The organism is Arcanobacterium hippocoleae (genome assembly GCF_040360365.1).
Lineage (GTDB): Bacteria > Actinomycetota > Actinomycetes > Actinomycetales > Actinomycetaceae > Arcanobacterium_A > Arcanobacterium_A hippocoleae_A.
This window is the reverse complement of the sequence record NZ_CP136412.1, coordinates 666,231-680,567: the sequence shown is the minus strand read 5'-3', so window position 1 is coordinate 680,567 and position 14,337 is coordinate 666,231. Positions and strand designations below refer to the sequence as shown.

Annotated in this window: 12 protein-coding genes and 3 pseudogenes; 12 read left to right on the top strand and 3 right to left on the bottom strand. The window is 47.7% G+C overall.

The genetic code is table 11. The features are described from left to right. The first annotated feature begins 137 nt into the window (after positions 1-137). Entirely contained in the window at positions 138-1,136 is a 999-nt protein-coding gene (locus RQN30_RS03590; RefSeq protein ID WP_353061279.1) for a malate dehydrogenase, read from the top strand. A 453-nt stretch (positions 1,137-1,589) separates the two neighbouring features. Here the strand turns inward: RQN30_RS03590 and RQN30_RS03585 are convergent, their stop codons facing one another. The 3 genes from RQN30_RS03585 to RQN30_RS03575 are packed head-to-tail and all read right to left on the bottom strand — an operon-like array spanning position 1,590 to position 3,601. Beyond that, positions 1,590-1,802 carry a hypothetical protein gene (locus RQN30_RS03585; protein ID WP_353061278.1) on the bottom strand — a complete coding sequence of 71 codons (213 nt, stop codon included), beginning with the start codon at positions 1,800-1,802 and terminating at the stop codon, positions 1,590-1,592. Positions 1,803-1,829: 27 nt separating this feature from the next. Beyond that, positions 1,830-3,158 carry a hypothetical protein gene (locus RQN30_RS03580; RefSeq protein ID WP_353061277.1) on the bottom strand — a complete coding sequence of 443 codons (1,329 nt, stop codon included), beginning with the start codon at positions 3,156-3,158 and terminating at the stop codon, positions 1,830-1,832. Then, on the bottom strand, positions 3,104-3,601 hold the full coding sequence (locus tag RQN30_RS03575) for a PspC domain-containing protein (protein ID WP_353061276.1): 498 nt from the start codon (positions 3,599-3,601) through the stop codon (positions 3,104-3,106). Before RQN30_RS03575 ends, RQN30_RS03580 begins: the two co-directional genes overlap by 55 nt. Positions 3,602-3,639: 38 nt before the next feature. On the opposite strand from RQN30_RS03575, the gene RQN30_RS03570 reads away from it, so the two are divergent. From RQN30_RS03570 to RQN30_RS03520, 11 genes and pseudogenes are all read left to right on the top strand, one after another. After that, positions 3,640-4,170, top strand: a complete 531-nt coding sequence (locus tag RQN30_RS03570; protein WP_353061275.1) for a PspC domain-containing protein — start codon at positions 3,640-3,642, stop codon at positions 4,168-4,170. Further along, complete coding sequence (locus tag RQN30_RS03565; RefSeq protein ID WP_353061274.1) at positions 4,068-5,234, top strand: sensor histidine kinase; 1,167 nt, start codon at positions 4,068-4,070, stop codon at positions 5,232-5,234. The genes RQN30_RS03570 and RQN30_RS03565 overlap by 103 nt, the downstream gene beginning before the upstream one ends. A gap of 99 nt (positions 5,235-5,333) precedes the next feature. Next, positions 5,334-6,079: pseudogene (locus tag RQN30_RS03560) on the top strand (LuxR C-terminal-related transcriptional regulator). A gap of 221 nt (positions 6,080-6,300) precedes the next feature. Then, positions 6,301-7,593 carry a serine hydroxymethyltransferase gene (gene glyA, locus RQN30_RS03555; protein WP_353061273.1) on the top strand — a complete coding sequence of 431 codons (1,293 nt, stop codon included), beginning with the start codon at positions 6,301-6,303 and terminating at the stop codon, positions 7,591-7,593. A gap of 205 nt (positions 7,594-7,798) precedes the next feature. Then, complete coding sequence (locus RQN30_RS03550) at positions 7,799-8,683, top strand: bifunctional methylenetetrahydrofolate dehydrogenase/methenyltetrahydrofolate cyclohydrolase (protein ID WP_353061756.1); 885 nt, start codon at positions 7,799-7,801, stop codon at positions 8,681-8,683. Between the two features lie 187 nt (positions 8,684-8,870). Further along, the gene (locus RQN30_RS03545; RefSeq protein WP_353061272.1) at positions 8,871-9,350 is read left to right on the top strand and encodes an endonuclease/exonuclease/phosphatase family protein; all 480 of its coding nucleotides are present in this window, start codon (positions 8,871-8,873) and stop codon (positions 9,348-9,350) included. Then, entirely contained in the window at positions 9,275-9,700 is a 426-nt protein-coding gene (locus RQN30_RS03540; protein WP_353061755.1) for an exodeoxyribonuclease III, read from the top strand. The genes RQN30_RS03545 and RQN30_RS03540 overlap by 76 nt, the downstream gene beginning before the upstream one ends. Before the next feature lie 239 nt (positions 9,701-9,939). Next, positions 9,940-10,071, top strand: coding sequence for a hypothetical protein (locus tag RQN30_RS03535; protein ID WP_353061271.1), 132 nt, complete (start codon positions 9,940-9,942; stop codon positions 10,069-10,071). Positions 10,072-10,159: 88 nt separating this feature from the next. Continuing rightward, positions 10,160-11,176: pseudogene (locus RQN30_RS03530) on the top strand (YihY/virulence factor BrkB family protein); the annotation flags it as partial. Between the two features lie 251 nt (positions 11,177-11,427). Beyond that, a complete protein-coding gene (locus RQN30_RS03525; RefSeq protein WP_353061270.1) occupies positions 11,428-12,519 on the top strand; it encodes a BMP family lipoprotein in 1,092 nt (363 codons plus the stop codon). Between the two features lie 250 nt (positions 12,520-12,769). Continuing rightward, positions 12,770-14,337: pseudogene (locus RQN30_RS03520) on the top strand (ABC transporter ATP-binding protein).

Genomic DNA, 14,337 nt, shown 5'->3' with positions numbered 1-14,337 from the left:
GAGAATTTTCCTGAATAATTCGAATTTAATCGCTGAGCAAAAAACGCACTAAAGTCTCGGGTATTTTCCGATTTAGCGCGGTACTCTTAATACTGTAAGCGGGAAACCGCAAATATATCACATAGGAGTTAACTAATATGGCATGCAATTGCAAGACACCAGTTACAGTCACCGTCACCGGTGCGGCAGGCAACATTGGCTACGCGCTTCTTTTCCGAATCGCTTCTGGTGCAATGCTTGGTGCGGATACCCCAATCCGTTTGAATATGCTCGAAATTCCGCAGGCTGTAAAAGCAGCAGAGGGAACTGCAATGGAGCTTGATGATTGCGCATTCCCGCTGCTTGATTCAATTAACATCTACGATGATGTGAATCAGGCATTTGAAGGGACGAATTACGGCCTGCTTGTCGGAGCACGGCCGCGTTCAAAGGGAATGGAACGTGCAGATCTTCTCGGCGCGAACGGCGGTATTTTTGTTCCGCAGGGCAAAGCAATTAATGATCATGCGGCAGATGATGTGCGCATCCTGGTTGTCGGCAATCCGGCAAATACGAATGCAGTGATTGCAATGAATTCGGCTCCGGATGTGCCGAAGTCACGGTTTACGGCAATGATGCGTCTTGATCATAACCGTGCCGTTTCGCAGCTCGCTGCAAAGACCGGTGCAAAGGTTACGGATATTAAGAAAATGATTGTCTGGGGTAATCACTCCGCAGATCAGTATCCAGATGTGGCATTTGCTGAGGTGAATGGAAAAGCAGCTTCTGAACTTGTCACAGAAGAATGGCTTGATGATTATTTTGTCCCGACCGTTGCGAAGCGCGGTGCGGCAATTATTGAAGCACGCGGAGCTTCTTCGGCAGCTTCGGCAGCTTCAGCAGCTATTGATCATATGCATGACTGGGCACTTGGTACAAAGCCGGGCGATTGGACCACGGCAGCGGTTTACGCAGATGGTGAGCATTACGGTGTTCCAGAGGGTCTCGTTTATGGTGTGCCGGTAACTTCTGAAGATGGTGAATGGCATATTGTTGAAGGTCTTGAACTTTCTGAAAAGACGCAGGCACAGATTCTGAAGAATGCACAGGCTTCTCAGGCTGAACTTGATACTGTGAAAGAACTTGGAATTCTCTAATTTCTTTTAACAGGTAAGCATCTGCGGATGAGAAATCATCGCTGAATATATTGATTCGGAAAGTGAGCGGTGCGGCAGAAAGGTGATATTTTCTGCTGTGCTGCTCGCTTTTTAATATCCGCTCGGAATTTTCATAAAATATACACCCGGAAATGAATCTCGCCTTGCTGTAATAAACGTGCAGCAATTTTCTGCTTCTGATTTTCCGGAGCAATTTCAAATAACGGAATATCAGAGCTAAACATCCCGTTGCTTACAGCATTCGCAAATCCAATAATTTTCCGTCGTGTACAGAAATTACGCGCAGATTGGTTTTACGGAGAAATTCGCGGCGCGGATCCTTACTGGGATGTTTTCGCCGGTCTCCCAAAAAACGGCGGCAATTTTGCGAGAAAATCAGAGTCTTGAAAGCTTGAATGCCTGCTGCTGCGTTATCGCTGCAGCTTATCGTGTTTAATTCTCAACTGTTTGACTTTCTGATTTCGGCTGAGCGGATTCGTTGCGTTTTTGCGGAACCAGGGCAGCTGCAGCAATAACAATCGCAAGTAAAATTAGTGTCCCAACGATTACTTTGCGTCCATCAATATAGCCGCCAATTCCGGCGTAGATACATACGAGTCCGAGGATGAAACTTAAGATTCCAAGAATCGTGGTGCTAATTCGCATTTCTTGTCCTTTTCGAGCGGCAGTGGATTATTTTTCGTTAGTTTCGGGAGGAAGCGGAGCAGCGGGCGGATTCGGAACATTAGAATTATTTGATTCCGCTGTATCGTTGCCATTCGAAACTTTTGCGTCAGATGAGGATGCTAATTTTCCATCCGGAGTGATTGGAGTAACTTTCAAAACTTTAGTCACATATTCGACGCGGTCGGTATCTTTTGGAGATTTGGCTCCAATTGCAACATTGCCGAAACCAAAGTCGATTTCGATTATTCGGCTTTTATTCGGATTCGTTTGGGCTGCAGGAGAAAAGAGCGTAATTTCTTCACCATTTCGTAAATTAAAAAATTGACTGTTTTGATTTAGATACTCGATTCCCTGTGTGTCATCTATGATTACTTCTGGAGGTATGGTCATTGTGATTTCACCGTGATGGATAACTTTCCATTCTTTTAACGGGTTTATCGTAACTGCACCGCGGCCGGTGATTTTGAAAATTACTGCTTGATCGTCCGGAACTTTGAAGTCAATATTGCTCGCTATTCCAGCGGAGATAGTCAGATTTTTCTGCGGATACTTCGCCGTAATTTCACGAGTGGATCTTTCAATCAGCGATACTGATTCGTCTTCGTCGGCATTAAATGTAATTCCGGAGTATTGTGAAGTTAAAAATTGTGTATGTTCACTCATAACCACCTTATTGGGGAGGAATAGTGCAAGGAAAATTGCGCAAATAGTCGGGAAAGCTGCAATCCATGTGCAGAAAGTTAACCATGTTGCACGTTTTCCTTGTGCACCGGCAATGGCGACGGCAACACCGAGAGCGCCGCTGATAACACCGGCAGTAACCGCCCAGGATCCGTAAGACTTTGGCATAAAAGCCAGTGTAAGTGCGGCAGCAGCAAAGATTATTGCAAGTGCGATGAGTACGAAACGCCCGGAAACGTGCGGACTCGGATTCGAATTCTGCGGATTCGTATTGATTGGGGAAACATAATAATTTTCTGTGTTCATCAACGGTTCCTGATATTGATAACCGGATGCGGACGGATTTGTGTAAGGCGGGACATGGGAACTAAACTGCGGGCTCTGCGCAAAATGGTTAAAAGGCGAATCTGCAGGTGCTGAAAGGTAAGGTTCAGCCGGCGGATTTTGTTTTTCCGCTTCGAACAGCGGATTCATATTTTCATTGCCGGCGTCTGCTGATTCTGTTCCGTCGTTCCGGTGCTGCGGTGCTGCGGTATTTTGCGGGAAAAAATTTCCAAAATCTGCTGAACCCGCGGAGTTCTCATCGGCTGTGCGGTAATTCAGGTAATCCTGGTGCGGATAGTTTTTCCAATATTCTGCAGTCTTCGATTGCACTTTACTTCGATTTTTTTCCGCGAATTTTGGATAAGAAGCACAGCGGCAGCAATAAATGCGGTTGGGAATACAATTAATCCAACTAAGAAAAGTACTTCCGACGGAGCTCCGAGGAAGAATAAGATTCCAGTGCTCACGGTAGACAGTGAAAAAATACCGATAATTATAAAAGAAAGTGCACCTGCAGTGGCTGCCCCAGGATTCCCATGAGCGGCTTGCTCAAGTTCAATTCGATTCTCGGGAAAACTTGGAATCAGCAGCCAGGCAGCGCCATAGATTAAAAATGCGGCTCCGCCGAAAAAGAGCAAGAAAAGAAAACTAAGCCGAATAATAATCGGTGCAATATTCCAGCGATGCGCAAGACCGGCGCATACACCGCCAAGTAAGGCGTCATCAGTGCGGCGGATTCCGGAATTGCGTAAATCTGAAAATAGTTTGTTCATGTTTCTCATCTTTCCTGATATGAAATTGAAAAACCACCATGAGTGACCCTGAAATTACCCTGAAAAGCTTTGAATATCCCCGAAAAAGATATTTAATACTTTTCATTAGCGATGAAATTTGCCAATATCGAATTGTGAATAAAAAGCAAGAATGGATGGATTGGAAGCGGATTGGATCTGCACCGCCTGCATCTGCACCGCAAAACCTGGTAATCCCAATCGGCGCAGACCGGTTTTGGAAAGAAAACAGCGGTGCAAATAGCGATGCGTTTGTCTTTGAAAAACCGCTGCAATATTTCAGCAATGCAGATAACCAGCAGCAATCTGCCGCTGAATCTTCCGACAAGTACGCAGTATTGCATGTTTCGGGAGTGAAGAACCGTCCGCCTTTCTACCGCCGCCAGCCGCGGGTAATTGCTGGTGTCTGCCGCGGACTCAGCGTCCATCTTGGCGGGCAAGTAAACTTATGGCGGTTAGCGGCAGTGCTTCTTTCGCTTACCGGTATTGCGCCTTTCGTTTATCTGCTTTTTGGCTTTTCGTACCGTGGTACCGCCGCGAATATGAAATAGCGGCGCAAAATCAACGGCTTGCACGCGGTTTAACGCAGCTGCCGCCGCATCCGAAAAGTCAGGACGATTTCCGCCGTTGGCTGCTGATTGTTGCAATATGCCTTGCTGCAAGTGCTTTATTCTTCATCGCTACTGTTGCGGTGCCATCCGCCAGCGGTTTTAATCTGCTTTTACCGCTCTTAATTCTACTTATCGGTGCTGGAATTATCTGGTCTGTTCCCTTAGATAAAGATCAGCAAGCAGAGGAATCCGACAATGGAGAATTATCTGCAGTACGAAAAGTTATTGCCGCAATCGGCGGTGGGATTAGTGTAATTGGCGGGGTACTTCTTGTGTCGGAAATTGCTCCGAGAAATCCGCTATTTCTCGGTTTAACTACTGCTTTTGTCACAATCCTGACGCTTTCCGTAGTACTTTATCCAATCTATCTGCGGTTAAAATTTTCACTGCGGCAAACTGCTGTGCACAGCGCCCGCGAATCAGTGCGTGCCGACATGGCGGCACATCTGCACGACTCTGTGCTGCAAAGCCTGGCGCTGATCCGCTCACGCGCAAATGATCCGGAAGCAGTGCGCACACTCGCGCGAATGCAGGAACAAGACCTGCGCAAATACCTCTATTCTGAACGCACCAATGACGATACCTCCACAGCTGAGCTGCTGCGTTCTATCGCTTCGGAAATAGAACGGCGCTATCAGAAAGAAATCAGCTGTGTGGTCAGCGGGGACTGCACACCCGATTCAAGTGCGCGTTCAGTAATTGCTGCTGCTCGGGAAGCGCTTACAAATGCCTGCAAACATGGCGGCGGAGCAGAAATTTCGCTTTATGCCGAGCTTCGCGGCCGGGATGAAAATTCAGATCAGAAAAATAACAAAAACAGGCAGTCAATTGATGTGTGGATTCGTGACCGCGGACCAGGTTTTGACCCGTCGCAAGTACCGGCAGACCGTGCCGGAATTCGCGATTCAATAATCGGACGGATGGAACGGATCGGCGGGAAAGCCGCATTACGTTCACCGCTTCCCAGCGGCGGCACGGAGATCCATCTCGAATATCACGAATAATATTTTCAGGTCGGAGATAAATCTTTCCTGCAAAATTCCGGATAAACTTAGCTGCAAGATCAGCTTAATAAAGATGAAGCAAAGTTGAAAGAAACGAAAATGAAAGTAATCATTATTGACGATCATGACCTTGTTCGTACCGGGATTCGGATGCAGCTTGAACAGCTTTCACGAGATGTTTCGCAAAAGTATGCTGCACAAACACAATATCCGGCAGATCAGAAAGATCGAAAAACAGATATGCGCACCTATGAAGTTGTCGGCGAAGCAGCAGATGTGGATGCTGCCGTCGCCATAATTACGCATATCAAATGCGATCTTGTACTGCTTGATGTGCATCTCCCGGGCGGAACTGGCGGCGGCGGAGCAGAAGTCGTCCGCCGGGTACATGCGGCAATGAAAAATCGGATTCCTGTGAGTGAACAACCGAAATTTCTTGCGCTTTCGGTATCTGACGCTGCTGACGATGTTGTTTCCGTGATTCGTGCAGGCGCTCGCGGATATGTAACAAAATCTATTTCCGGAAATGAACTGATTGCAGCAATGAATCGTGTTGCAAGCGGTGATGCGGCTTTTCCCCGCGGCTGGCAGGATTCGTGCTTGATGCCTTTGGTTCTGGCTCTGCAGAGATTGCACAGACCGATGAAGAGTTAGATCGGCTCTCCGCACGTGAGCAAGAAGTAATGCGCTATATCGCTCGCGGTTACACTTACCGTGAAGTAGCTTCGGAACTCTATATTTCAATCAAAACTGTTGAAAGTCATGTATCTGCTGTGCTGCGCAAACTGCAGCTTTCGAATCGGCGCGAACTTACGCGTTGGGCTGCTGCCCGCGGAATTGAATAAAAATAAATGCGTGAATGAAACCTGTTTTGCACAGATTTCTTGTTTCAACAGTTTCCAATATGTTTCTCACGGAAACAGTTTTGGAGATTGAGATTTGTGCCCAACTATCGAGAAATATGGCGGAGAAAATTTAGATTGCGCTATCCTTTGTAGTATCGACGACGGTATTTTTCCACCGTCGCCGTCTTTTTACTCGCCACAACTGCAAGGAGCGGATGTTCATGGTGAATTCAGATTTGCTAAACCAGCCACTTTTCGAACTGGATCCTGAAATTGCTGAAGTGCTTGAGCTTGAACTTGCCCGTCAGCAAAACACTCTCGAAATGATTGCATCGGAAAATTTTGTCCCGCGCGCAGTTTTGCAAGCACAAGGATCAGTGCTGACTAATAAATATGCAGAAGGTTATCCAGGACGCCGTTACTATGGCGGATGTGAATTTGTCGATGTGGCTGAAAATCTTGCCCGTGAGCGTGCAGCAAAAGTCTTCGGTGCGGAATATGTAAATGTCCAGCCGCACTCGGGGGCGCAAGCGAATGCGGCAATCTATCACGCTTTACTTCAGCCAGGCGACACCGTGCTCGGTTTAGAATTAGCGCATGGCGGTCATTTAACCCACGGAATGAAACTAAATTTCTCAGGAAAAAATTATAATTGTGTTTCCTACGGTGTAGATCCGAAAACTTATCTTATTGACCTGAATCAGGTGCGGGATAAAGCACTTGAATTTCATCCGAAGCTGATTATTGCCGGATGGAGTGCTTATCCGCGAATTGAAGATTTTGCCGGTTTCCGGAAAATTGCTGATGAAGTAGGTGCTTATCTGTGGGTGGATATGGCGCATTTTGCCGGTCTTGTGGCTGCAGGACTGCATCCGAATCCAGTTGAATATGCCGACGTAGTGACAACCACAATCCATAAGACCCTCGGCGGGCCGCGTTCGGGAATGATTTTAGCGAAGCACAAAGAACCCCTTGGGAAGAAACTAAATTCGGCAGTATTTCCCGGGCAGCAAGGCGGGCCGCTAATGCACGTGGTAGCAGCAAAAGCGATTGCGATGAAAGTGGCGATGAGTGCAGAATTCAAAGACCGCCAGCAGCGCACAGTCGCAGGAGCAAAGATTATCGCACAGCGTCTGCTGCAGCCAGATATTGCGGAAGCTGGGATTTCGGTACTTACCGGCGGTACGGATGTGCATCTTGTGCTCGTAGATCTGCAAAACAGTAATTTGAACGGTCAAAATGCGGAAGATTTGCTCCACGAAATTAACATCACCGTGAACCGAAATGCGATTCCGTTTGATCCGCGCCCGCCGGCAATTACGTCCGGGCTGCGAATCGGCACTCCGGCTTTAGCAACCCGCGGATTTGGTGCAGCTGAGTTTAGTGAAGTAGCTGATATTATTGCTTCCGCATTACGTGAAGGAAAAAATGCAGATAAAACGGCTTTAGCGGCCCGTGCAGCGAAACTTGCCGCTGATTTTCCGCTTTATCCCGCTCTCGACCAAGTGCATTAAGCACAAAATGCGCATTAAGCGCAAAGACTTGCCGGCGCTGTTTTTCGCGCTTTGCAGAAAACAGCAATATGGAAATACGGCAGATTATAGTTTTTCATCCGAATAAAGTTAATTTACAAATTTACAGATTGAAACTGCAGCTGCTGGTATTTTAAACAGAAATTTTCGGCAAAATAGGACGAGAGAGTAAAGGTTGGCGATATTCATGACGGCACAGATTCTTGATGGAAAATTTACTGCCGCACAGATTAAAGCTGAACTGCGTGAACGTGTCGAACGCTTGCACAGGCAAGGAATAACACCTGGGCTGGGAACAATTCTGGTAGGTGAAGATCCGGGTTCACAGATATATGTTCGGGGAAAACATCGCGATTGCGCGGAAGTAGGAATCGAATCGATTCGAATCGATTTGCCGGAAACTGCCGCTGAATCTGATGTACTTGCTGCGGTCGGTGATTTGAATCGTGCCGAAGAATGTACCGGTTTTATCGTGCAGCTTCCGCTTCCGCGCGGAATTGATCAAGATCGAGTGCTTTCGGCAATATCCCCGGAAAAAGATGCCGACGGATTACACCCAGTGAATTTAGGAAAGCTCGTTTTGAGTGTGAAAGGTGCGTTGAACTCTCCGCTGCCTTGTACTCCGCGCGGGGTAATTGAGCTTGGGAGGCGCTGCGGATTTGATTGGGCGGGAAAAACCGTCTGTGTTGTCGGACGCGGAATCACCGTGGGACGCCCGCTTTCGCTATTGCTGACCCGCGCGGATGTAAACGCAACAGTAGACATTTGCCACAGCGCCACCGCCGATTTAGCGATGCACACTAAGCGTGCTGATGCCGTCGTAATGGCAGTTGGGCAGCCGTATCTGCTCCAACCGGAGATGATTCAGCCGGGAGCAGCCGTATTTGATGTTGGCGTTACCCGCGGTACGAACCCTGATACCGGCAAGATAAAAATATATGGCGATATCGATCCGAAAGTGCGGGCAGCAGCCGGTTTTTTCACGCCGAACCCGGGCGGTGTCGGTCCGATGACACGTGCATTGCTGTTGGCAAATGTGGTTGAATCAGCGGAGCGTATTGCGGAGAGATAATCAGTGCGCTGAAAACTATTGCAAAATTAACTCAATGCCGGATGCGGAAATAAAGCGGCTGTGCAGCCAGTTTTCCGCAAGTTTGGTGTGTCTCCCGCGGCTCTTTATTTGTGAATAATTGAATCGGTACAGACAAAAAGATTAGAGTAATTTGGTGAACCGATAACGACGATGGGAGGTGGCGCGAATGCGTATTGCCACTTGCAATGTAAACGGAATCCGTGCTGCAGCACGCAAAGGAATGGGCAGTTGGATTTCTGATGTGAAACCGGATGTGCTGCTGTTGCAGGAAGTGCGCGCTCCGGAAGCGCTTGTGGCTGATTTAGTGAATCAGCCAGATATTAACTACCAAATATTTCAGCAAGCTGCACTTTTGAAAGGGCGTGCGGGTGTGGCAATTGCTGTACGTGACGGAATTGCAGCAGGGCAAGTCCGTCTCGGACTTACCGCTGGTCTGACGGCAGGGGAGAGCGAAGCAGCCGTCGATACCGGCCGCTGGATTGAGGTAGACATTCCAGCTTTTGAAACCACTTTTATTAGTGCCTACCTCCATTCGGGAGCAGCTGATAATGCCGAAAAGATGGATGCGAAATATGCGCATCTGCAGCGGGTTACGAAACGTTTGACAGATCTTCGCGAAAACCGCTCCTCCGGCATGTACTGGTAGCTGGAGATTTTAATATTGTGCATACTGCTGCTGATATTAAGAATTGGAAATCAAACCATAATCGGACCGCTGGTGTGCTCGATTCGGAAATAGCTTATCTCGACGGCTGGATTACGGAACTTGACTATGTAGATGTACAGCGCCATCTTTCTCCGGAAACCCAGGGGCCATACACGTGGTGGTCGCAGCGGGGAAAAGCTTTTGATAATGATGCTGGTTGGCGAATCGATTATCAGCTTGCAACTCCGGAGCTTGCCGAATCTGCACAGAGTTTTTCAATTGACCGCGCCAGTGAATATGCCGCCCGGTGGTCTGACCATGCTCCGCTCATAGTTGAATATAACTTATAACTAATCATTAAATTTGCTGCTTACCCTGCAGGAAGAAATTGCGGATCTTCCGGTAACGAATTTGCGGCAGCTGCTTTCGCAGAATATCGAACAGTGAAGACTGCAAGCGGAAACTCGGATGCAAGGAAACACACAATGGCTGAAAATACGGAAAAAGAAACAAAAAACTTGCGGCAGATAAAGATCCTCATGATCGAAGCCCGAAAGATTTACGGAAAGCACAAAAACGCCAGCGAAAAATGACTTTCGCACAGGTGAATACAGAACTTGATGGAGCACTCGACGGCAGTGCGACATGGGAAAATGAACGGAAGAAAGCACAAAACGCAGATACTTTACTGCAAAAATTTTCAAACTCCTCGCCTATTTGAATGGCACACGGCTAATGCGTGCTGTTAACCGGTATAACACTGCCCGCGGTTATCTGCTTGCCGGCGGTATCGCCTATTCGGCACTTTTTCGATTGCCGGCGCACTCACGATTGTGTTTACTTTCCTTTCGGCAGCCATCGGGAAGAACAGCGAACTTTTTGAGTCATTAATTCTGCAAATTAATGATGTGCTGCCGGGAATTATGCGGACATCGGAAAATCCGGACGGTTTGCTTAACCCTACGGATCTGATAGTCAAAAATCCATTCAATATCGTCACGTTGATTTCGCTGCTTGTAGTGCTTTGGTCGGCGCTTTCCTTAATGGCCGGTCTGCGGATGGCAATCTGGACAGTATTCGGTATTGCACAGCTGCCGATTCCTTTCGCTTCACAAAAACTCCGGGATTTGTTAGCATTTATCGTTCTTGGTGTGAGCGTCGTGCTTTCGACGGCAATCGCCGCCGGTGCAAGCCTTTTTGCTGAGCCGATTTTTGAATTCTTAAATTTCCCTGGACGCTGGTCAGGGGTGATAGTAACATCAATCTTGCTGCTAAGCGGTTTGCTTCTCGATACACTGATGTTTGTTTTTATTTTTGCGGTGCTTTCCGGAATCAAAGCTCCCCGCACAGATCTTTGGCTCGGATCGCTGCTTGCCGGAATACTTTCAACAATTGTCCGTGCACTTGGAACAACCGCTGTTTCATCCGTTGCCGATAACCCGCTGCTGGCACCTTTTGCCGCGATTGTAACAATTCTGCTCTGGGTTAATTTGATTGCCCGAATTACACTAAATGCCGCCGCATTTATTGCAAATCCGCCGGAAGCACTAGTGTTAAATGAAGCATATTTTCCGCATGCAAAAGAAGCGCCGAATTATGTAACAAAGTCTGATTTACGCACCCTTACCTGGGATCATGATCCAATCAGCGGAGTGGTGCTTCCAGATTTACGTGCTGGATTCATGGAGAAAGTTAACCAAGAAGTTGCGGTTGGCGCTTTGGCTCTTGAGCGTGAACGCGAACAAATCTTTAGCGATACAGCTAGTCATTCGGGAAAAGCAGCGGCGGCGGAAAAGGAGCGGCCATCGGCAAAGCTGCCGCAGTGAAAACGGAATGCAGAATTGGGAAGCGCGTAAGGCAAGGCGATGTAGCGCAAACTGCTTGGATTAGATTTTCTTTATCTGTGAATCCGAAGTAAACGGATTGGAACAAGCAGGAGAAGAAAATAAAAACAGAAAGTGAAAACAAAATCTGAAATCGCGTAGCCATTAGAGCCGCTTTGCGTTATGTTAGTAAATGACATTTGCTTCGGCTGATATCTCAGCTTGAGCAGTCCACAATAATCAGGAGAATACACGTGAAGAAGTTTAATTCGCTGCTCGCAATTGCGGCAGCTTCCACGCTTGCACTCACCGCTTGCGGCGGTGGCGATTCGAAGAGTGCTTCGAAAGATTCAACCGAATCCAAGGGAACTGAGTACAAGGCTTGTATCGTTTCAGATGCAGGCGGTTGGGATGATAAGTCCTTTAATGAATCGGCAAAGATTGGTCTTGAAAAGGCGATTAAAGAGCTTGGCGTTGCACACAATACGGCTGAATCTAACGGTGATGCTGATTTCCAGCCAAATGTTGAATCAATGATTCAAGACGGATGCAATCTTGTGATTGGCGTCGGCTTCCTGCTTGCTCCGGCTACCACCAAGGCAGCACAGGATAATACCGATCTTTCATTCGCACTGATTGATTCCGGATTCAGCGATTCAAACGGCAAGCCAGTTAATGTCGAAAATGGCCGTGCGCTGCTGTTTAACACTCATGAAGCTGCTTACCTTGCAGGTTATGCGGCAGCTGCTACCACCAAGACCGGCACCGTCGCCACTTTCGGTGGAAACCCAATTCCATCAGTAACCATCTTCATGGACGGTTTCGCTGATGGTGTGAAAGCATATAACGAAGCTAAGGGCGCTAGTGTGAAACTGCTCGGCTGGGACAAAGAAGCTCAGTCCGGTGCGTTCACCAACTCCTTTGACGATCAGGCCCTCGGCAAGACTCAGGCTCAGCAGTTCATTGATCAGGGTGCAGATATTATTATGCCAGTGGCTGGTCCGGTTGGTCTCGGCGCTGCCGCAGCGGCTAAGGCAGCCGGCAATGTGATGATTATCGGGGTGGATTCTGATTGGTATGAAGCAAACCCAGATTACAAGGACATCACGCTTACTTCAGTAATGAAGGGAATTTCTGCTTCCGTATTTGATACTGTAAAGGCCGGTGTTGACGGCAAGTTTGATGCAAAGCCATATGTCGGCACCCTTGCTAATGGCGGTGTAAGCATTGCTCCGTTCCATGATTTCGAAAGCAAAGTATCGGATGAATTGAAGGCAGATCTTGAAAAGCTTACGGAACAGATTAAATCTGGCAAGCTGAAGGTCGAAAGCCCAAGCGCAAACTAATGTACATCTTCCTCGCGGCAGCAGCAGAGAATATTGCTTTTTGAAAGCAAATTTGCTGTGTGAACTGGCGCGGAGATAAATTTTACTTTGGTTGTTATTTCAAATAGGAAACCTTAGTAAAAGTATGTATAATATGTTGAGGTTCAGTTTTCTTGAAAAGCTGAACCTCAACTTTTATTTATGCATTCGATAACCGTAAATAAGAGGAATAGCCTTTTCTGATTTTATTTGTTTTTGAAAGGGGTATGGTGTGAAGCTTGAACTCAAGGGGATAACAAAGAGGTTTGGTCCCCTGGTGGCAAACGACCATATTGATTTAATCGTTGAAGAAGGACAGATTCATGCGCTGCTGGGAGAAAACGGTGCCGGAAAATCTACTTTGATGAATGTGCTTTATGGTTTATATGACCCTGACGAAGGTGAAATCCTGCTCGACGGAAAAGCTGTAAAGTTCAAAGGTCCAGGAGATGCAGTCGCAGCCGGAATCGGGATGGTGCATCAGCACTTCATGCTGATTCCAGTTTTCACCGTTGCGGAATCGATTGCCCTTGGATACGAGCCAACGAAGAAATCCGGCTTGATTGATATCAAACGTGCCCGGCAAACTGTGATTGATGTTTCGCAGCGTTTCGGATTTAATCTTGATCCGGATGCGTATATTGAAGATCTTCCTGTGGGTGCGCAGCAGCGCGTCGAAATTGTAAAAGCGCTTTCACGTGATGCGAAAGTATTAATTCTCGATGAGCCGACGGCTGTGCTTACCCCGCAAGAAACTGATGAACTAATGGGAATCATGAAGCAGCTTGCTGCTGCCGGAACTTCAATTGTATTCATTACGCACAAACTGCGCGAAGTGCGGGCAGTTTCTGATGAAATCACTGTGATTCGCCGCGGAAAAGTAGTCGGGAAAGCAAGCCCAGCCGCTTCTGAATCCGAGCTTGCCACAAAGATGGTTGGCCGCCCAGTGATGATGAAAGTTGATAAGCAGCCGGCACAGCTTGGAGAAATCGGGCTTGCATTGGAAAATCTTTCAGTACTGGATGAATCTGGTGCCGTCGCTGTAAATAATGTTTCATTTACAATTAACCGCGGGGAAGTGCTCGCAATTGCCGGGGTGCAAGGGAATGGGCAAACCGAACTTGCGCAGGCGGTGATTGGAATTGAATCAGTTGCTGCAGGCGCAATTAAGCTCGACGGAAAAAATATCACCAGCCAGAGCGTGAAAGCAAATCTTGAACACGGGATTGGGTATGTACCGGAAGACCGTTCAAAAGATGGCATAGTAGCGTCTTTTTCGATTGCACAGAATCTAATTCTTGACCAATATCGAAAAGCTCCTTTTCGAAGGCGTTTTCGCTTAATTCCGGGGCGATGGTGCGCAATGCGAACGAAAAAGTGGAAGAGTTTGATATTCGGATCACCTCGATTTCTGATCCGATTTCGACGCTTTCCGGCGGAAACCAGCAAAAAGTAGTTGTGGCTCGTGAAATTGGACGGGATTTGCGGTTGCTGGTGGTGAATCAGCCGACCCGCGGCGTAGATGTCGGGTCGATTGAGTTTATTCATAAGCGGATTATTGAAGAGCGTGATTCAGGGACTCCAGTGCTGCTGGTGTCTTCGGAATTAGATGAAGTAGTGGCGCTTGCTGACCGGATTGCAGTGATGTACCGCGGTGCAGTAATGGGCATTGTACCGGCAGACACTTCACGCGAAGTGCTTGGATTAATGATGGCAGGCGTGCCGCAGGATGAAGCTTTCGCCCAGGCAGCAGGCGGAGAAGTTCCTGCAAAGAGCATAACTGGCGAAGAAGGGAAGTGA

Coding starts and splice junctions, on each gene's coding strand:
- RQN30_RS03590 (WP_353061279.1), top strand. CDS start 138: ATGGCATGCAATTGCAAGACACCAGTTACAGTCACCGTCACCGGTGCG.
- RQN30_RS03585 (WP_353061278.1), bottom strand. CDS start 1,802: ATGCGAATTAGCACCACGATTCTTGGAATCTTAAGTTTCATCCTCGGA.
- RQN30_RS03575 (WP_353061276.1), bottom strand. CDS start 3,601: ATGAACAAACTATTTTCAGATTTACGCAATTCCGGAATCCGCCGCACT.
- RQN30_RS03570 (WP_353061275.1), top strand. CDS start 3,640: ATGAGTGACCCTGAAATTACCCTGAAAAGCTTTGAATATCCCCGAAAA.
- RQN30_RS03565 (WP_353061274.1), top strand. CDS start 4,068: ATGGCGGTTAGCGGCAGTGCTTCTTTCGCTTACCGGTATTGCGCCTTT.
- glyA (WP_353061273.1), top strand. CDS start 6,301: ATGGTGAATTCAGATTTGCTAAACCAGCCACTTTTCGAACTGGATCCT.
- RQN30_RS03550 (WP_353061756.1), top strand. CDS start 7,799: ATGACGGCACAGATTCTTGATGGAAAATTTACTGCCGCACAGATTAAA.
- RQN30_RS03545 (WP_353061272.1), top strand. CDS start 8,871: ATGCGTATTGCCACTTGCAATGTAAACGGAATCCGTGCTGCAGCACGC.
- RQN30_RS03535 (WP_353061271.1), top strand. CDS start 9,940: ATGACTTTCGCACAGGTGAATACAGAACTTGATGGAGCACTCGACGGC.